This is a genomic window from Rhodococcus sp. NBC_00297 (assembly GCF_036173065.1).
GTDB lineage: Bacteria > Actinomycetota > Actinomycetes > Mycobacteriales > Mycobacteriaceae > Rhodococcoides.
On record NZ_CP108041.1, the window covers coordinates 2,258,413 to 2,276,815 of the forward strand.

Here is an 18,403-nt window from a genome sequence, read left to right on the forward strand (position 1 = left end):
TCACCTGTCGGTCGAGTTCGCCCACGTCATCGCTGCGCGCGGGCAAGGGGACCACGGTCCGCATCGGCGTGTCTGCGCTGCACTCCGACTGCGTCGAACTCTTGCGCGAGGTGTACGAATGACGTTGGCTGGGTAACGCCAGCAGTCAGCTACAACAGATGCAAGAGAAGGGAAACACGTGTCCGAGTACACACTGCCCGACCTCGACTACGACTATGCAGCTCTCGAGCCCCACATCTCCGGGGAGATCAACGAGATGCATCACTCCAAGCACCACGCCACCTACGTCGCCGGCGTGAACACCGCACTGGAGAAGCTGGCCGACGCCCGTGACAAGGACGATCACGGCTCGATCTTCCTGCAGGAGAAGAACCTCGCGTTCCACCTCGGTGGCCACGTGAACCACTCCATCTGGTGGAAGAACCTCTCCCCCAACGGTGGAGACAAGCCCGAGGGCGAGCTCGCGGCCGCACTGGACGACCACTTCGGCTCGTTCGACAAGTTCCGCGCGCAGTTCACCGCCGCGGCCAACGGTCTGCAGGGCTCCGGCTGGGCAGTGCTCGGCTACGACACGCTGGGCAAGAAGCTCCTCACGTTCCAGCTGTACGACCAGCAGGCGAACGTGCCGCTCGGCATCATTCCCCTGCTGCAGGTCGACATGTGGGAGCACGCCTTCTACCTGCAGTACAAGAACGTCAAGGCCGACTACGTGAAGGCGTTCTGGAACGTCGTCAACTGGGCCGACGTGCAGCAGCGCTTCGCCGCAGCCACGTCGCAGACCTCGGGTCTCATCTTCCCGTAGTCCCGCCGCACAGTCGTACCGCGAATGCCGCGTCCCACGAGGGCGCGGCATTCGTCGTCTCACCCGCCACATCTGGCACTCGTGACCACTTGTGTGCCAGCGCGATGGTGGTGTTCTCTTCCTCTACCCGACGTTGTGTGCCGATGGTCCGCGCACGTTCCGCGCAGGCCGTCCCGCTCGATGCCGGCCAGTGCGAGGAGAACGTCATGACCAGTCCCGATCGTCGCATCATCGGTGTGGCCCCGTTCCACGCCTCGGGAACGCTGCGCGGCTTCGTCATCTCCGGCCGGTGGCCCGACACGACGAAGGAATGGGCGCAGCTTCTCGCCTTCACGGTGCGGGTCGCGTCGACCCCCGGCCTGCTGGACACCAGCACCGTCTTCTGTGTCCGCGAGGAACTGCCCGACGACCCACACGAGGGGACCGTGGGCATCGTGGTGTCCGAGGGCCCCGTCATCGGGGACCACGCGGTGACCCCGGAGCGCTTCGCGCTGCATCAGCCGGCCGCGCTGATGATGCTGCATCCGCCGTCGGAGACGATGCCGACGCTGCCGGAGTGCGCCGGGGCCGCGTCGGGGTGCGTGCTGTTGCCGGGTCTGCCGCACCTCGGGCTGGACCATCGCGCCGCCTGGGTCGAGGCCGAGGCGGACGGCACCGTGACGTCGATGATCAGCCGTGTGGGCCTCGATCCCATCAGCCATCCCGATACGGCCGTCCTCGCGATGTTGCTCGCTGCATGACACGACAAATTTCGGGTAGCCGAACAGGTTTGTCGAAGTTGCAGAAGCCTGACCAGGGCTTTAGCGTGGAAATCAGCGAAGGGGAGTAGCCCCCGATCATCCAGTCGACATACTGGCGCGCACCGGTTCGCCGGGGCGCTCCCGGCTCGGTGAACCGAGCTTCCACACACGTGGCAGCAGGTGGGCGAGACCTTTCGTCGACCGGCCGGCCTCCGGCCTTCCCGCACCGGTCCCGATGACCGCACGGTGCGCTGCACCGAGCGTCGGCCAGGTTCTCCCCTCGTGTCGGCCGACGCGCCCTGTCCTGGAGGTTCGACGTGCTCGCCGCCCTGCTGCTCAGCTTCGGAGTCATCTTCGTCGCCGAACTCGGTGACAAATCCCAGCTGATGGCCATGACGTTCGCCCTGAAGTACCGCTGGTGGGTCGTCATCGGCGGCATCACGGTCGCCACGACGCTCGTCCACCTCGTCTCCGTCGCCGTGGGCCACTACCTCGGTGTCGCGCTGCCCACGCACCTGATCGGCATCGTCGGCGGCGTCGCGTTCCTGGTCTTCGGCCTGTGGACGCTGCGCGGCGATTCGCTCGACGACGAGGAGAAGACGAAGGCCGACCGGGTGACGAAGTCCGCCTTCATCGCCGTCGCGTCCGCCTTCTTCCTCGCCGAGCTCGGCGACAAGACGATGTTGGCCACCGTCACGCTCGCCTCCGACAACGACTGGGTCGGCGTGTGGATCGGCTCGACGCTGGGCATGGTCGCCGCCGACGCTCTGGCCATCGTCATCGGCGCGACCCTGGGCAAGCACCTGCCCGAGCGGCTCATCACCCTCGGTGCCGCGACCCTGTTCTTCGTCTTCGGCGTGTGGCTGATCCTCGAGGGGCTGCTTCCCGGCACACCCGTCGGACTGATCGCCGCGGCCGTGGTCCTCGCCCTCGGTATCGCGGCGACGAGCTGGACTCTCACTCGTCCGACGGCAGACCGGCATTCCGACGATGAAGTGACCGCATCTCCGCGCTGACCTCCGGTACGGGCCCCCGCACCCGGATCCGCGGCGCCACGTCGCCGATGGGCAGCGCGGCGACAGGGCCCGGCTCCAGACCCCACTCCGACCGCCACGCGGTGAGCTGAGCACTCGTCACCGCGACGACGATGTCGCCGAGCCCCACCCACGCGTGCGCCGCCGAACACATCGGGCAGTGCTCCCCCGATGTGTACACCGTGGTCCGGGCGCGCTCGTCGGCCGTCAGGTTCCGCACGGCCCACTCCACGATCGTGAACTCGGGATGGCGCGTCGAGTCCCCGCCGCCCACGCGATTGCGGTCCTCGAAGAGCACCTGACCGTCCGCGTCGACCAACACCGACCCGAACGGCTCGTCACCGGCGTCGAGTGCCTCGCGCGCGAGCGCGACACAACGCCGGACATGGACCTCGTCTGCCGAACCGGGGAACGTCATGTCCCGAGTCTGCACCCACCGACTAGGGTTCGTTTCAGTGAGCGGCCGGTAACCGAGTCGGCCGTCCGACGAGAGGACACGGCAGTGGAGATCGCGGGAACAGCGGCATTGGTCACCGGCGGCGCATCGGGGCTCGGCGCGGCCACGGCGAAGCGGTTCGCCGACAACGGCGTCACCGTCTTCGGCCTCGACCTGCAGCAGTCCATCGACAAGGCCGGTGACTCCGTACCGGACGGCGTGACGCTCATCGCCGCCGACGTCACCAGCGACGAGGAGGTACGGGCCGCCCTCGCACAGATCGGCGAGGCCGGCGTCCCGCTGCGCATCGTCGTGAACTGCGCCGGCGTGGGCTGGGCGGGACGCATCCTGTCCAAAAAGGGCGTGCACGATCTCGAGCTCTTCCGCACGGTCATCACCATCAACCTGCTCGGCACCTTCAACGTCATGCGTCTGGCGGCCGATCACATGCAGACGCTGCCGACCGTCGACGAGGCCGGGCAGCGCGGCGTCATCATCAACACCGCGTCGGTGGCCGCGTTCGAAGGCCAGATCGGTCAGATCGCCTACTCCGCCTCCAAGGGCGGCGTGCACGGCATGACCGTCCCCGCGGCGCGCGACCTCGCCCAGGTGGGCATCCGCGTCAACACCATCGCCCCCGGCATCGTCGACACCCCGATGCTCGCCGGCGTCACCCGGGAGTACCGCGCCGGCCTCGAGGCGGGCGTCCCGTTCCCGTCCCGACTCGCTCAGCCCACCGAGTACGCGCAGCTCGCACAGATGATCGTCGAGCACGACTACCTCAACGGCGAGACCATCCGCATGGACGGCGCACTCCGGATGGCACCGCGGTAACTGCTCGAAAAGAAAGTTTTTCGTCACCACCCATCCACACCGGGTACTGGGACGAATCACATCTCGAGACGCTCGTCGTCGCTGCCAACCCCCGACTGGTAGCGATGGCGAGCGTTTCACTTCGTTACACGACGGGGAGAGCGTGTCACTTCGTCACAGAGGAACTTCCGCCGAGGTCGTCCGCAGTCGGAATCTCCCGCGCGGCCGCCCCGTCCATCCAGACCCGCAGCGCGCGGGTGGCCTGCACGTCGTCCTCGTTGTACTCGAGCAACCGCGTGCGTTGCGACGCGTCGACGTCTCCGTCGTATCCCACCGCGCGGCGGTACCAGGCCATCGACGCCTCGCCGCCCGCCTCGTCGTCCCGCCAGTGGAAGCCCGCGACCGGTGCGACCTTCTTGAGGCCCTTTCCCGACGGACACACGAAGTTCTGGGACACCGCGATGTAGATGTCGACCCAGTCCGGCCCGTCGATGAACTCCCGCACCTCGGCCTCGGTGGGGACACCGGGCATGCCGGCGAACCGGCGCGCGGATCCCAGCAGCCACTTGTCCTCGGCGGCGCGCGAGTAGCAGTAGGCCGCGAACGTCAGGCCCTCCGCATGCGCGTCCGCACGCACGCCCTGCATCCAGGACCAGAACTCGCCGAACGAGCGCGCCTCGTCCATCGTGGGAACCGGTTCCCACGTCACGAAGGCGCGGTACTGCGGCTCGGCACCGTCCCGCCGGTCGAGGAGCGTTCCCCACATGTAGGCGCCGTGCTCCTGGTAGCTCTCCATGTCGACGTCCACCTCGACGTCCGCCCGCTGGACCGTCACGGTGTCGCGGCGCCGGACGAGCGGCAGGTCGGCGATCCATGCACGGGCGATGACGACCGTCTCGTCGAAGTCGCCGTGCGGCCACTCGTCGGGCACGCCGCCCGTCCAGTCCGCCAGGTCGTCGATGGTGACGATGCCCGCGGACCGCAGGGCGTCCGCTCGCGACCCCGCCGCCACCAGCGAGACGTCCCGCGTGCGCCGCAGGGTCTCCCCGCACTCGGACCACCACGGACAGGACCGACATTCCGACACCTTCGACGGCGACGTGACGACCGAGCCCGACGCGATGGCCAGTCGGTCACCGAAGCGCGTGTCGTACTCCGCGTCGACCGCCGTCAGATCGTGCACGAGCATCACCTCGGCACCGAAGCCGATGACACCGGCTCGCGCCGACACACCGGCCTGACCGATGCGGCCCAGGAGCCGATGCACGTGCACGGCCGCCAACTGGTCCCGTAACTGCGGTCGCACCTTGCGCGTGGGATCGAGAGCGGGGGCCCACGACGTGAACGGCGTGGTCACCGCGCCGCTTCCCGGATCGGTGACCTTGTGGTTGACCACCAGTACCGGGATGTACCCGCCGTCCGGATCGCGCACCAGCATGTCGCACCGGCCACGCCGACCGGCGTCCTCGTCGTCGGCGAAGGTCGCGTTCCAGATGCGCTCGACACCGGACTCGCACGCCGCGCGGGTGGCGCGGACCTGCATCGAGCGGGACATCGACGGGGAGACCACCACCCACGACTGCGGATCCGCGGCGACCAGGGTGTCCCGGATCTCGGCTCGGTACGCGGCGGCCGCCTCCCGGCGCATCTGCACCCCCGCGTCCTCCGCGGTGTCGACGAGCAGAGAGCGGTAGGCGGTGTCGAGATACACGCGGTGGCGGCACCGGGTGAGCGACGACGCGTCGATCAGCACGGAGGGGCCGGACGCCGGAGCGGGGGGCGGCACGACGTGGGACATTCTCGCAGCGTAGATCCACGGGCCGACACCTCACGCGGATGCAGCGCACCCGGAGCGGACCGATAGGCTGGCGGCAGGCATTCAGGCGCTCGTCGGTCATCCGGTCGGAGCGTTCTGGCGACGTAGTCGGACACGATAGGGGCACGTACACCATGGCTCTGCGCAAGAAGCGTTCTCGCCGTGCGACCCGGAAGGCCGAGGCCAAGGCCCTGCGCCACAAGGCGGGCCTTGAGGCGAAGTACACCGCCCGGAACGAGCGCAAGCATCTGAAGAAGCTGGCGAAGAACGACGCCAAGGCGCTGACCAGCCAACAGAAGGTGGATCAGGCGCACATCAGGACCCTGGCCGCACGGGAGAAGGCCGCGCGCGAAGGCAAGATCAACGCGGCGAAGGTGCGCAAGTACGTCGGCATCGGTCGCGTCCTGGCCCCCGTCCTCGTGCCGATCGCGTACCGCGCGGCGACCCTCCTGCGGGGTCAGCTCGACCAGTACCGGGCCGGCCGCATCGGCGTCGACGTGAAGGAGCTCGGCCAGTACACCGGACACGGCGCGAAGCTCAGCGCTCGCATCGTCGGTGCCGAGCGTTCCGTCGCCGAGGTCGCCGCGTCGCACCAGGACGCCGAGACGGGCGCCTTCGCCGATGCGATCCGGTCGCGCCTGACCGAGCTCACCACCGCGGTGCACGCCGCCGAGCAGATGCCGCCGTCGCGCCGCAAGCTGGCTCACGGCGCCATCTCCGACGAGCTCGACGGCATCGAGGCCGACATCCTCGCGCGCCTCGGCGTGCGCTGATCCCTGCCTGAGTCGACGATGGGGACCGAGCGCACGCGCGTGTGGCGTGGTGGTGCCGTGGGAGCACTCACGGCCACGCTCGCCGTCGCCGCGCACGGTGTCGGCGGTGGTGGCGTGCCCACCTCGTCCGCTCTCTCCCTGCTGCTCGCCGTCGCGATCGGTGCGGGCGTGCTCGCCGCCGGTGTCGGGACCGCCCGGACCGGCCCCCTCCCGATCCTCCTGTGGCTCGTGGGCGGACAGGTCGTCGCGCACGAGGCACTGGCCGCCGTCGCGGAACACGCCCACCCGCTCGACGCGTCGATGCTCGCGGCGCACGCCGTCGCCGTCGGTGTCGGCGCAGTCCTGGTCGCCTCGTCGGAGCGGCTGTTCGCCGCGATCACGTCGGTGCTGCGCGCACCGCGGCTCACGTTCTCGCCGCCGCGTCGCCCCCGATCCGTCACCGCCACCGCGCCGCTCGATCGGCCGGTTCCCGTACCCGTTCTGTCCGCCGTCTCCAGGAGAGGACCACCGCAGGTGCTCGTGCAGCCACTCACACCGCGGTACTCCCTCACCTGAACGGAAGACAACTGTCATGACCAGCTTCTCCACGCGTGCCCTGGGCACGAGTGTCCTCACCGCCGCCGCCCTCCTCGCCTCCGCAGGACTGGCGTCCGCCCACGTCGTCGTGTCCGCTCCGGACGCGGCACAGGGCGGATACGGCGTTCTCACCTTCCGGGTGCCGACCGAGTCGGAGGCGGCGTCCACCACCTCCGTCACCGTCCAGCTGCCCGGCCTCACCTCGGCCCGCACGCAGCCCATGCCCGGATGGACGGCCGTCGTCGAACGCTCGGCGGACGAACTGGCCACCTCGGTCACCTGGACGGCGGATCCCGGCAACCCCGGTGTCGGGCCCGGACAGTTCGAGCAGTTCCAGCTCTCGGCCGGCCCCCTGCCGGAGGAGGAGAGCGTGTCCTTCCCGGCCCGCCAGACCTACAGTGACGGCGAGGTCGTGAACTGGGACCAGCCGACACCGGAGGACGGTACCGAGCCCGAACTGCCGGCTCCCACACTGGAACTCGCGGCGAGCAGCGGCGATCATCACAGCAGCCCCACGGTGTCGTCAGCGTCCTCGACCACCGAGGCCGCCGCGTCGTCGTCCGACACCACGGCCCGGTGGCTCGGCGGGATCGGCCTGGTTCTCGGAGCACTCGGTGCCGCACTCGGGATCGGCGCCACGGTGCGGAGTCGACGCTCGTGAGCCGGTTCCTCGCTCTGCTGCTCGCCCTCGCCGCGACGCTGCTGCTCGGCACCTCGACGGCGTCCGCGCACTCGGTGGTGGTGTCCAGCTCCCCCGAGAACGAGAGTTCCGTCGATCAGGGTCCGGCGGAGGCGACGGTGACGTTCAACGAGGCAGTGCAGTCGCAGTTCGCCTCGCTGACCGTCGTCGGTCCCGACGGCAACCTCTGGTCCGACGGTGACCCGCGCGTGTCGGGTTCCACCGTCGCGGTGGACCTCCGAGAGCTCGGGCCGACGGGCACATACACCATCGCGTTCCGCGTCACGTCAGCCGACGGCCACCCCGTGAGCGGTACGCGGACATTCGAGCTGACGACGGCCGGCACCGGGATCCCCGGTCCCGCGGCCGACGCCGGCGCGTCCTCGACCGAGTCGGGGGGCGGTGTGCCGCTCTGGCCGTTCCTGGTCGCCGCCGCGGTGGTGTTCCTCGGCGGTCTCGCGTTCGCTCTGCGGAAGAAGAACTGAGTCGTGGCCGGAACGACGACGGCGCGGTGGTCACCGCTCGCCGTCGTTCCGGCCGCACTGCTCGGAGTGATCGCCGCCCTCGTACTGGCGCCCTCCGACCTTCCGCTCGACTCCCTCGTGCGGACCGGTGCCGACGTCGCCGGTGCCGTGGTGCTCGGGTTCGGTCTGCTGGTCCTGTGGGCCCGCGATTCCCGGCACGTCGACGACCACCTCGCGTGGCGCGGCGCCCTCGTCGCGGCCGCGTGCTGGGCAGTCTCCGAGGTCACGCTGCTGGTGCTGGGGGCGGCGCGGTCCGATGCCGTCAGCGCCACCGCGGTGTCGCTCGGCACGTTCACCGACTACGTCCAGAACATCGCGAACGGCCGGATCGGCTCCGCGGTCGTGGTCGTCGCGCTCGCGATGGCCGTGCTGGCGGCCACTGCCCTCCGCACCGATCTGGAAGTCTCCGGCATCGTCGTCGTCGTACCCACCGCCGTCGCCCTCATCGCTCGCCCGATGACCGGCCACATGGCGCAGCAAGCCGTCGGCGCGCTGCTCGTCGCCGTGCACGTCGTGGCGGCATCGGTGTGGCTCGGGCTGCTGGTCGCGATGGCGGTGACCCTGCGGTCACGGACCGCCTGGGCGGATCTGCTCCCGCGCTACTCGGCGGCCGCGCTGTGGTGTGTGGTCGCCGTCGCCGTCACCGGTGTCGTCAACGCCGCCGTGCGGCTCACCTCGGTGACCGCCCTGGTCGACACCGATTACGGGCGGCTGATCCTGCTCAAGTCGGTCCTGCTGGTCGCCCTGGTGATCGGCGGGTGGTGGCGACGGCGTACATGGGTGAGCGTCATCGGTGCCCACACCACGCACGCCGCGGTCTCGACGCGGCGTGCCGTCGTCGAGACCGCGGCGATGGCCGTGGCGTTCGGCGTGGCCGCCGCACTGGCGACCACGGCCTGATCACGCGGGCAGCGGGTCCGCGCTGGGCAGCAACCGGACGAGCACGTCCGACATGGTGATGACACCGACCACCGCACCGCCGTCACGCACCACCGCGAGATGGTTGCGGGTCTCCCGCATCTCCGCGAGCGCGACGTACACGGGCGCGGCGGCGTCGAGCTCGAAGGCCGGTCGCACGAAGTCGTCCACCGAGCGGGAGTCCTCCGCCTGCAACGTGTCCCGCACGTGGACCAGACCGATCACGTCAGCGCCGTCCCGCACGAGGATGCGCAGATGGCCCGTGCGCAGCGACGCCGCCCGCACGTCGGCGACCGTCGCCGTCGTCGCCACCGCGGTGGGCTCGGAATCGATGCGCACGAGGTCCGCCACCGTGAGCTTCTGCAGTTCCAGCGCACTCGAGATCTGATCCGAGTAGCCCTTGTCCAGCGATCCGACACTCACCGAGTGCGCGACCAGCTGCTCGAGATCGTCCGGGTTCTGGCCCGACATCACCTGATCGGCCGGCTCCACACCGGCCCGGCGCAGCAGTGCATTCGCCATTCCGTTGAGGGACACCAGGATCGGGCGGGTGAAGAACATGAAGACACGCATCGGGATGGCCAGCATCGTCGCCGACTTCTCGGGATGCGCGATGGCCCACGACTTCGGCGCCATCTCGCCGACGACCAGGTGCAGGAAGGTCACGATGATCAGGGCCAGGACGAAGCCGAGCACGTCGGATGCCCAGTAGGGCAGACCGAGTGACTCGAACAGCGGCCGGAGCCAGTAGTGCACGGCGGGCTTGGTGAACGCACCGAGTGCCAACGTGCACAACGTGATACCCAGCTGCGAGCCGGCGAGCAGCACCGTGAGCTCGGTGGAACTGCGGAGCGCGGCGCGCGCCGACCGCGAATCGGCCGCCGCGTCCTCAAGCCGGTGCCGCTTGGCGGCGAGGAGCGCGAACTCGACGGCGACGAAGAAGGCGCTGAGCGCGATCAGGCCGACGGTGACGACGAGGAACACCAGGGGGTTGCTCACAGCGCATCCTCCGTCTCACTCATGGCCGGGACGTCGTCGGGAGTGCGCTCGACGACCTCGAGCGTGACCGACGACGGCACGTGGTTGTCGATCTCCTGAATCCTCATGACGAGGAACCGTCGGGGCGGTTCGGCGTCGGTCGCGAGGTCACCGGGGTCGATGGGCAGCTCCAGTTCGATGACGTCGCCGACCTCGGGAAGCGATCCGTGGACGCTTATGGCCAGTCCGGCGATGGTCTCGATGTCGCCCTCCGGAAGTTCGCGGTCCAGAGCACGTTCCACCTCGTCGAGGTGGACGTCGCCGGCCACCGTCCACACACCGTCGTCGCCGGGCACGGGTTCCGCGCCGTCGGCGTCGTCGTGCTCGTCGGTGATCTCGCCGACGAGCTCCTCGGCCAGGTCCTCGATGGTGACGACACCGGTGAAGGAGCCGTATTCGTCGATGACGCAGGCGAGTTGGTTCTTCGACGCGCGAAGCTCCCCCATGGCGTCGGGGAGCATCTGGGTCTCCGGGAGCACCAGTGCGTCGCGGGACAGCACGGCGACCGGTGTGTCGCCGGGCAGGTCGGTGGCGAGCACGTCGCGCAGGTGCACGACGCCCTCGATCGAGTCGTCGGCATGGAGCACCGGATACCGCGAGTGCTCGACGCTCATGAGGGCGCGCACCTCGGCGATGGTGGAGTCGGAGCGCACCGTCGCCACCTTCGCGCGGGGGATCATCGCGTGACCCGTGGTCTGGGTGGGGAAGTCGAGGATGCGGTCGAGCAGTGTGGACAGCTCCTCGGGCAGGTCACCGGTGCCCCGGCTCTCGGCCACGATGTGTTCGAGGTCGCGCGGGGTCGCCGAGTGCTCGACGTCGTGGACCGGCTCGATCTTCAGCGCCTTCAGCAGCGCGTTGGACGAGGCGTCGAAGATACGGATGAGCCAGCCGAACAGCTTGAGGTAGATCGTCGTCGACAGCGAGAGCCATCGCGCGACGGGTTCGGGGCGGGCGATGGCGAAGTTCTTGGGGAACAGCTCGCCGAAGAGCATCTGCACGAACGTCGACACCACCAGCGCCGTCACCGCACCGACGGCGAGTCCGACACCGCTCGGAATGCCGACGCCGCCGAGCAGAGTCCCGAGGGACTGTCCGATGAGCGGCTCGGCGAAGTTACCGACGAGCAGGCCGGTGACGGTGATGCCCAACTGAGCGCCCGAGAGCATGAAGGACGTGCGCTTCGTGACGGCCAGGGTGCGCGCGGCGACGGTGTCACCCGCTTTCGAGCGCGCTTCGAGCCTCGACCGGTCCACGGTCATGTAGGCGAATTCCTGGGCCACGAAATAGCCTGTGCCGGCGGTGATTCCGACGACGACGACGATACCGAGGAGAAGCGTCAACAACTCGCTCATGTGCCGGTCACCGCCCTGGTCGCATCGGTCGATACGAGGGGGGCCATGACCGGCCCGGGTTTGTCGCTGTCCATTCGTCCTCTAGTCGCTGCGGGTGTTTCGCCCGATTCTACGGGATGCGCGCCGCTACCGTCCCGGCACGTACTTCAGCGCCCGGATGAAGATCGGCAACGTCTTCGCCCAGAGCTTCGGAGGCAGCCGTCGTCCGCCGAGGTTGATCAGGCGCGTCGTGGAGACGGTCTGCGACTCGGTGTACTTCAGGACGCCGTCCGGTCCGTGTCGACGACCGACGCCCGAGACACCCATGCCGCCCATCGGCGCACCGGTGCTTCCCCAGGTCGGCGCGTACCCCTCGTCCACGTTCACGGTGCCGGCGTGCAGTCGCGCGGCGATGGCCTCGCCCTGCGCCTTCGTCTTCGCCCACACGCTGGCGTTCAGTCCGTACTCGGTGGCGTTGGCCCGCTCGACAGCCTCGTCGACACTGGCGACGGGGTAGATGGAGACGAGGGGACCGAACGTCTCGGCTCCCCAGCACTCCATGTCGTCGGTCACGCCGGTGAGCACGGTGGGCTCGTAGAACAGCGGGCCGATGTCGGGGCGTGCCTTGCCGCCGGCGACCACGGTCGCACCCTTCACCTTCGCATCGTCCACGTGGTTCGAGATGGCCTTGACCTGGTCCTCCGAGATGAGGCTGCCCATCTCGACCCCGAACTCGTACGTGGCGGCCAGCGTCATGCGGCGCACCCGCTCACCGAACGCGGCGGTGAACTTGTCGGCGATCGACTTCTCGACGTAGATGCGCTCGATGGAGATGCAGAGCTGACCGGAGTTGGAGAAGCAGGCACGGACGGCCGCGTCGACCACCTCGGGGATCTTGGCGCCGGCGGCGACGATCATGGCGTTCTTGCCGCCGAGCTCGGCGGAGAACCCGATGAGTCGCCGACCGGTCTGCTCGGCGAGAAGCTGGCCGGTGGCGGTGGAACCCGTGAACATCAGGTAGTCGGAGGTGTCGACGATGGCGGTGCCCACCACCGATCCGGGGCCGGGAACCACGGCGAAGAGGTCACGGGGCAGACCGGCCTGGTAGAGCAGTTCGACACATGCGAGCGCGCAGTACGGCGTTTGGCTGTCCGGCTTCAGCACGATGCCGTTGCCGGCCATCAGAGCCGGGATGGCATCGGACACCGCGAGGGTCATCGGGTAGTTCCACGGCGAGATGATGCCGACGATGCCTTTGGGCTGGTAGTTGACCTGCGTCTTGGTCAGCACGGGAAGCATGCCCTTGACGCGCTTGCTCTTCAGCAGTTCGCCGGAGACCCGCGCGTAGTGCCGCGCCGTCATCGCGATGTCGAGGACCTCCTCCTGGGCGGCGGACCGGGACTTCCCGGTCTCTGCCTGCGCCAGGTCGATGAGCGACGCCCGGTGCTTCAACACGAGGTCGCGATACTTGTGGAGGATCTTCGCTCGATCTGCGATGGACGTCGTCGCCCACCGCTTCTGGGCTGCGCGGACCTTGTCGTTCGCCGCCAGCACGTCGTCGCGGGTGCCGACGGGGATGGTCGCCATCTCGCGGCCGGTGAACACCTCGATGACGGGCTTGGTCTCCCGGCCCGGTGCGACCGAGGCGAGGGCGACGAGTCGTGTGAACGTGTCTGCGGTCGGCGCTGACATGCGTATCTCCCAGTGGCGGATGAGTGTGACGACGGTTGACGGATACACCGTCGGTATCGACACGGTACGCCAGGAGTGCGTTCGGACACAGCCCCCGACCGGACGCCTCGGCGGATCGGGCCAAGATTGTGCTTGACCCTCACGCAACGGGAGGCAGGACAGTGACCGGTGTGAACGATGCACTGACCGTGGGACAGGTCGCCGCGCTGGCAGACGTCAGCGTGCGCACCCTGCACCACTACGACGCGGTGGGGCTGGTGGTGCCCGGCGGCAGGTCTCCTGCGGGATACCGCACCTACTCCTCGCAGGACGTGGAGCGCCTGTACTCCGTGCTGACCTATCGCGAACTCGGGTTCCCGCTGACCGAGATCAAGGAGATACTCGACGATCCCGCCGCGGACGCGCTCGAGCATCTCCGACGGCAGCGCACCCTGCTCGACCGGCGCATCGCTCACCTGACAGCCATGGCGAACGCCGTGGACACCGTGATCGAGAGGAAGACGATGGGTACGAACCTGACCCCGGCCGAGCAGCGTGAGATCTGGGGCGACGACTGGGCCGGCGAGAAGTACGAGGACGAGGCCCGCGAGCGCTGGGGAACCACCGATGCGTGGGCCCAGAGCACGGAGCGCACCGCCGCGATGTCGGCCGACGACTGGCGTGCGATCAAGGCCGACACCGAACAACTCGAGGCTGATCTCGCTGCAGCGATGCTCCGCGGCGTGGAGCCCGGTTCGGACGAGGCCGACGTCCTCGCGGAACGCCACCGAGCGTCGATCGACCGTTTCTACGACTGCGATCACGCGATGCATGTCTGCGTGGCCGGGATGTACACCGCCGACGAGCGGTTCCGCGCGCACTACGACGGGCGGGCCGCCGGGCTGGCGGAGTGGATCGTCGCCGTCGTCGGAGCGAACGCCCGCGAGAACGGGGCCTGACACACGGACGGAGCACGAGGCCGAGAGGCCACGTGCTCCGTCGTCAGTTCTGTCGGGGGCTCTAGACGAGGCCCGCGATCCTGCCCACGACACCGAGGACGATCAGCACCACGACGACGCCGACCGCGACCAGGAACACGATCGCGGGTGTCCGAGTGCGCTGGGGCGGTTCATGATTGGGACCCGCGGCCGACGTGGAGTCCGGCGGCGTGTCACCCGGCACGATGCTGCCACCGGGTTCGAGTCCTGCAGTCTCTGCGGGATCGGGGTTCTGGCCGGACATGGGGTGGTCCTCTCGGGTGGCGTCGCGCGCAGTCTCGTCACCGGTGTGACCGTCGTTGCCGTCGTGACTTGTACTCATGACGTGCGGGTTCCCCCGACCTGCACCGTCCAATCGACCTCGAGGGACCGAACCGCCGACGCACCAACCGCCGCCCCGGCGGGTGTCCCCGACAGCGTGACCCGACGTGCCGCAGGACTGCCGCTAGCCTGTGACGCCATGAGCACCTTCATCGCGACCGCCGATCTCGCCGACACCATCGGGCCGGACATCCGGAGCTGCGACACGCAGTTCCGTCAGCTCGGGGCCGTGCGGGAGTTCTGCGGAACCATCACCACCATTCGCTGCTTTCAGGACAACTTGCTGGTCAAGCAGACATTGTCGGAGCCCGGCAACGGCGGTGTCCTGGTGGTCGACGGCGACGCGAGTGTCCACACCGCCCTCGTCGGCGACATCATCGCCGGGCGCGGTGTGGACAACGGGTGGGCGGGCGTCATCGTCAACGGTGCCGTGCGCGACTCGGCCATCCTGACGACTCTCGCCATCGGGGTGAAGGCGCTGGGAACCAACCCGCGCAAGAGCACGCAGACAGGGTCGGGTGAGAAGAACGTCACAGTCGAGTTCGGCGGAGTCACCTTCATCCCCGGCGAGTTCGTCTACAGCGACGACGACGGTGTCGTCGTCGCGGCGCAACCCCTCCCGCCTCAGGGCTGACCGGCAGCTCAGGCCTGAGCGACGCGGGCGGACACCCCGCCGACGGTGACGGTGTCGCCCGCACGGAGCTGACGTCCTCGGCGCAGTTCGGTCTCACCGTTGACTTCGACGAGACCGTCCGCGATGACGGCCTTCGCCTCGGACCCCGACTCGATGAGGTCGGCCAGCTTGAGGAACTGCCCCAGCCTGATCACCTCGTCGCGGATCTCGACCGTTCGATCGCTGCTGTGATCCCGGCCGTCCTCCGGCCTTCCCGCGTGATCCCGGCCGGCCTCCGGCCTTCCCGCGTGATCCCGGCCGGCCTCCGGCCTTCCCGCATGATCCCGGCCGGCCTCCGGCCTTCCCGCAGTCACAGGAACGTCACCCCCTGGGCGAGCGGCAGCTCCGAGCTGTAGTTGACCGTGTTGGTGGTGCGTCGCATGTAGGACTTCCAGGCGTCACTGCCCGATTCGCGCCCGCCACCGGTCTCCTTCTCGCCGCCGAACGCGCCGCCGATCTCCGCGCCCGACGGGCCGATGTTCACGTTCGCGATGCCGCAGTCCGACCCTGCCGCCGACAGGAAGCGTTCCGCCTCGCGCAGGTCGGTCGTGAAGATCGACGACGACAGCCCCTGCGGTACGTCGTTGTGGAGGGCGATGGCCTCGTCCAGATCGCTGTAGGTCATGACGTACAGAATGGGCGCGAACGTCTCACGGCGCACCACGTCGGTCTGCGCGGGCATCCGCACGATGGCCGGCTGGACGTAGACACCGTCCTCGGCGCCCGCCACTCGCACCCGCTCACCACCCGCGACGACGGTGCCGCCGTCCTTCCGCGCGAGCTCCAACGCGTCGGCGTACCCGTCGTGCGCGGCCTCGTCGATCAGCGGTCCGACCAGCGTCGACGAGTCGAGCGGCGACCCGACGGGCAACGACGAGTACGCGGTACCCAGTCGGTCGACGAGGGTGTCGGCGACGGACTCGTGCACGATGACGCGGCGCAGGGACGTGCACCGTTGACCGGCCGTGCCGGCCGCGGAGAACACCAGGCCGCGGACGGTGAGGTCGAGATCGGCGCTCGGACAGACGATCGCGGCGTTGTTGCCGCCGAGTTCGAGGAGCACGCGGCCGAACCGTGCCGCGACGCGGGGGCCCACCTCGCGGCCCATGCGGGTCGATCCGGTGGCGGAGACCAGGGCGATGCGCGGATCGTCGACGAGGGTCTCACCGACGGCACGGTCACCGACGACGAGTTGCGCCACCGCCGGCGACACCCCGGCACGGCGTGCGGCTTCCTCGAACAGCGCCTGCACGGCCACCGCGGTGACGGGCGTCTTCTCCGACGGCTTCCACACCACCGTGTCGCCGGCGACGAGGGCGAGCACGGTGTTCCACGACCACACCGCGACCGGGAAGTTGAAGGCCGTGATCACGGCGACGACTCCGAGTGGGTGCCACTGCTCCATCATCCGGTGGCCGGGCCGCTCGGTGGCGATGGTGTTGCCGTAGAGCTGGCGGGACAGTCCGACGCCGAAGTCGCAGATGTCGATCATCTCCTGGACCTCGCCGAGGCCCTCGCTGACGATCTTGCCGGCCTCGATGGACACCAGCTCACCGAGTGCGTCCTTGTGTTCGCGGAGCAGTTCACCCAGCTCACGCACCAGACCGCCGCGTACCGGCGCGGGAACGAGAGACCACGACCGGTAGGCGTCCGCGGCTGCGGCGATCACCGAGTCCACGTCGCTCGTGAGCGGCACGTGGCCCAGCACCGCACCGGTGATCGGGCTGGTCGCGGCCAGGCCGGAGTCGTGGTCGAGCGGCGCGGCCCCGACTGCGGCGAGCAGCTCGGACGTACGGGCGGACAGGTCGACGGTCGATGTCATGGATTCATTGTCTCCGATGGTCGTGACAGGATTTATTCCGGCCCAGCTGTTGTTTGACAGTATTTTATCGCGTACTTTCGCCTTCATGACGCAGGTACTGCCATCGCGGCCCACCACCCCCGTTCCCGCCGGTGCGCCGGAGTCGGTCCACGACGTGCTGTCGCGCCACATCCTGGCCGACGGCTTCGACATGGTTCTCGACCTCGAGCGGTCGCACGGCTCCACACTCGTCGATGCGCGGACCGGTGCGTCCTATCTCGACATGTTCACGTTCTTCGCCTCGAACGCGCTCGGGATGAACCATCCGTCGCTCGCCCGCGACGACGAGTTCCGGGCGGATCTGCTGACGGCCGCGCTGCACAAGCCGAGCAACTCCGACCTCTACTCCGAGCCGATGGCCCGCTTCGTCGCGACCTTCGCGCGCGTGCTCGGCGTCCCCGAACTACCCCACCTCTTCTTCGTCGAGGGCGGTGCGCTCGCCGTCGAGAACGCCCTCAAAGTGGCCTTCGACTGGAAGAGCCGGCTGAACGAGTCCCGCGGTCTCGACCCGGCACTGGGCGGACGGATCCTGCACCTCGAGCACGCCTTCCACGGCCGGTCGGGCTACACCATGTCGCTCACCAACACGGATCCGATCAAGGTCGCGCGTTTCCCGAAGTTCGACTGGCCCCGCATCCCGTCGCCGTACCTGCGCGAGGGCGCGGACATGGACGCTCTCGAGGCGCGCTCACTGGCCGCTGCGCGGGCCGCGTTCGAGTCGTTCCCCGACGACATCGCCGCCGCCATCGTCGAGCCGATCCAGGGCGAGGGCGGCGACCATCACTTCCGACCATCGTTCCTCCTCGGGCTGCAGGCTCTGTGCCACGAGTTCGACGCATTGTTCGTCGTCGACGAGGTCCAGTCCGGGGCGGGCATCACCGGCACCGCGTGGGCGCACCAGCAGCTGGGCGTCGAACCCGATGTCCTCGCCTTCGGCAAGAAGACCCAGGTGTGCGGCATCATGGCGGGCCGCCGCGTGGACATGGTGCGCGACAACGTCTTCGAGGTCGGATCACGGATCAACTCGACGTGGGGCGGCGGCCTGGCCGACATGGTGCGAGCACGGCGGATCCTCGAGGTGATCGAACGCGACGGCCTCATCGCCCGCGCCGCGGAGAGGGGCGCGATCCTCGGCGCCGCTCTCGACGCACTCGCGGTGCGTCACCCGTCGATCTCCGACGTGCGGGGACGCGGCCTGTTCCGGGCGTTCTCGCTGCCGGACACCGCGACTCGCGATCGACTGATCACGCGGCTCCTCGTCGACGAGCGGGTGATCATGCTGGGGTGCGGCTCGCGCAGCGTCCGGTTCCGTCCCGCGCTGACCGTGACCGAGGATGCGTTGGCCGACGCCGTCGCGGCGATCGACCGGGTTCTCAGCTCGTGACCGGATTGTCTGTGT

At 69.1% G+C, this 18,403-nt stretch carries 20 protein-coding genes; 12 read left to right on the plus strand and 8 right to left on the minus strand.

What is annotated here, in order from left to right; all coding sequences use genetic code 11:
* Positions 1–178: 178 nt before the first annotated feature.
* The 3 genes from OG947_RS10805 (at position 179) to OG947_RS10815 (ending at position 2,558) form a co-directional block, all read left to right on the plus strand.
* Positions 179–802, plus strand: a complete 624-nt coding sequence (locus tag OG947_RS10805) for a superoxide dismutase (RefSeq protein ID WP_328813903.1) — start codon at positions 179–181, stop codon at positions 800–802.
* A gap of 206 nt (positions 803–1,008) precedes the next feature.
* Positions 1,009–1,542: a hypothetical protein gene (locus OG947_RS10810; RefSeq protein WP_027507330.1), complete on the plus strand. Its 534-nt coding sequence runs from the start codon at positions 1,009–1,011 to the stop codon at positions 1,540–1,542.
* A gap of 317 nt (positions 1,543–1,859) precedes the next feature.
* Positions 1,860–2,558: a TMEM165/GDT1 family protein gene (locus OG947_RS10815; protein WP_222632541.1), complete on the plus strand. Its 699-nt coding sequence runs from the start codon at positions 1,860–1,862 to the stop codon at positions 2,556–2,558.
* Here the strand turns inward: OG947_RS10815 and OG947_RS10820 are convergent.
* Positions 2,500–2,994, minus strand: coding sequence for a nucleoside deaminase (locus OG947_RS10820; protein WP_222632539.1), 495 nt, complete (start codon positions 2,992–2,994; stop codon positions 2,500–2,502). The two genes, OG947_RS10815 and OG947_RS10820, sit on opposite strands and share 59 nt — an antisense overlap.
* 84 nt (positions 2,995–3,078) lie before the next feature.
* On the opposite strand from OG947_RS10820, the gene OG947_RS10825 reads away from it, so the two are divergent.
* Positions 3,079–3,846: an SDR family NAD(P)-dependent oxidoreductase gene (locus tag OG947_RS10825; protein WP_328813904.1), complete on the plus strand. Its 768-nt coding sequence runs from the start codon at positions 3,079–3,081 to the stop codon at positions 3,844–3,846.
* A 145-nt stretch (positions 3,847–3,991) separates the two neighbouring features.
* Here the strand turns inward: OG947_RS10825 and OG947_RS10830 are convergent, their stop codons facing one another.
* The gene (locus tag OG947_RS10830) at positions 3,992–5,623 is read right to left on the minus strand and encodes a TM0106 family RecB-like putative nuclease (protein ID WP_328813905.1); all 1,632 of its coding nucleotides are present in this window, start codon (positions 5,621–5,623) and stop codon (positions 3,992–3,994) included.
* Positions 5,624–5,775: 152 nt separating this feature from the next.
* On the opposite strand from OG947_RS10830, the gene OG947_RS10835 reads away from it, so the two are divergent.
* Genes OG947_RS10835 through OG947_RS10855 form a run of 5 tightly spaced genes read left to right on the plus strand, consistent with a single transcriptional unit; the run spans position 5,776 to position 9,093 of the window.
* Positions 5,776–6,414 (plus strand): DUF6474 family protein, encoded by a 639-nt coding sequence (locus tag OG947_RS10835; protein WP_027505892.1) that lies wholly within the window; start codon positions 5,776–5,778, stop codon positions 6,412–6,414.
* A gap of 57 nt (positions 6,415–6,471) precedes the next feature.
* Complete coding sequence (locus OG947_RS10840) at positions 6,472–6,969, plus strand: hypothetical protein (RefSeq protein WP_222650012.1); 498 nt, start codon at positions 6,472–6,474, stop codon at positions 6,967–6,969.
* A 16-nt stretch (positions 6,970–6,985) separates the two neighbouring features.
* Positions 6,986–7,651, plus strand: coding sequence for a YcnI family copper-binding membrane protein (locus OG947_RS10845; RefSeq protein ID WP_027505893.1), 666 nt, complete (start codon positions 6,986–6,988; stop codon positions 7,649–7,651).
* Positions 7,648–8,154 (plus strand): copper resistance CopC family protein, encoded by a 507-nt coding sequence (locus OG947_RS10850; RefSeq protein ID WP_328813907.1) that lies wholly within the window; start codon positions 7,648–7,650, stop codon positions 8,152–8,154. The genes OG947_RS10845 and OG947_RS10850 overlap by 4 nt, the downstream gene beginning before the upstream one ends.
* Before the next feature lie 3 nt (positions 8,155–8,157).
* The gene (locus OG947_RS10855; RefSeq protein WP_328813908.1) at positions 8,158–9,093 is read left to right on the plus strand and encodes a CopD family protein; all 936 of its coding nucleotides are present in this window, start codon (positions 8,158–8,160) and stop codon (positions 9,091–9,093) included.
* Here OG947_RS10855 and OG947_RS10860 read toward each other — a convergent pair whose 3' ends face one another.
* The 3 genes from OG947_RS10860 to OG947_RS10870 all read right to left on the minus strand — a co-directional run bounded on the left by OG947_RS10860 (position 9,094) and on the right by OG947_RS10870 (position 13,172).
* Complete coding sequence (locus OG947_RS10860; RefSeq protein ID WP_200933782.1) at positions 9,094–10,110, minus strand: CNNM domain-containing protein; 1,017 nt, start codon at positions 10,108–10,110, stop codon at positions 9,094–9,096.
* Entirely contained in the window at positions 10,107–11,501 is a 1,395-nt protein-coding gene (locus OG947_RS10865) for a hemolysin family protein (protein WP_222632529.1), read from the minus strand. The genes OG947_RS10860 and OG947_RS10865 overlap by 4 nt, the downstream gene beginning before the upstream one ends.
* Before the next feature lie 126 nt (positions 11,502–11,627).
* A complete protein-coding gene (locus OG947_RS10870) occupies positions 11,628–13,172 on the minus strand; it encodes a succinic semialdehyde dehydrogenase (RefSeq protein ID WP_027505898.1) in 1,545 nt (514 codons plus the stop codon).
* A gap of 170 nt (positions 13,173–13,342) precedes the next feature.
* On the opposite strand from OG947_RS10870, the gene OG947_RS10875 reads away from it, so the two are divergent.
* Positions 13,343–14,110 carry a MerR family transcriptional regulator gene (locus OG947_RS10875; RefSeq protein WP_027505899.1) on the plus strand — a complete coding sequence of 256 codons (768 nt, stop codon included), beginning with the start codon at positions 13,343–13,345 and terminating at the stop codon, positions 14,108–14,110.
* 61 nt (positions 14,111–14,171) lie between these two features.
* Here OG947_RS10875 and OG947_RS10880 read toward each other — a convergent pair whose 3' ends face one another.
* Positions 14,172–14,471: a DUF6480 family protein gene (locus OG947_RS10880; protein ID WP_231476342.1), complete on the minus strand. Its 300-nt coding sequence runs from the start codon at positions 14,469–14,471 to the stop codon at positions 14,172–14,174.
* Between the two features lie 138 nt (positions 14,472–14,609).
* Between OG947_RS10880 and rraA the strand changes: the two genes are divergently transcribed.
* On the plus strand, positions 14,610–15,104 hold the full coding sequence (gene rraA, locus OG947_RS10885) for a ribonuclease E activity regulator RraA (protein ID WP_328813909.1): 495 nt from the start codon (positions 14,610–14,612) through the stop codon (positions 15,102–15,104).
* An 8-nt stretch (positions 15,105–15,112) separates the two neighbouring features.
* On the opposite strand, the gene OG947_RS10890 is transcribed toward rraA, so the two are convergent.
* Both OG947_RS10890 and amaB read right to left on the minus strand, forming a co-directional pair.
* A complete protein-coding gene (locus OG947_RS10890; RefSeq protein WP_027505902.1) occupies positions 15,113–15,310 on the minus strand; it encodes an RNA-binding S4 domain-containing protein in 198 nt (65 codons plus the stop codon).
* A gap of 143 nt (positions 15,311–15,453) precedes the next feature.
* On the minus strand, positions 15,454–16,965 hold the full coding sequence (gene amaB / locus OG947_RS10895; protein WP_027505903.1) for an L-piperidine-6-carboxylate dehydrogenase: 1,512 nt from the start codon (positions 16,963–16,965) through the stop codon (positions 15,454–15,456).
* Between the two features lie 85 nt (positions 16,966–17,050).
* On the opposite strand from amaB, the gene lat reads away from it, so the two are divergent.
* The gene (gene lat / locus OG947_RS10900) at positions 17,051–18,388 is read left to right on the plus strand and encodes an L-lysine 6-transaminase (protein ID WP_328813910.1); all 1,338 of its coding nucleotides are present in this window, start codon (positions 17,051–17,053) and stop codon (positions 18,386–18,388) included.
* The last annotated feature ends 15 nt before the right edge of the window (positions 18,389–18,403 follow it).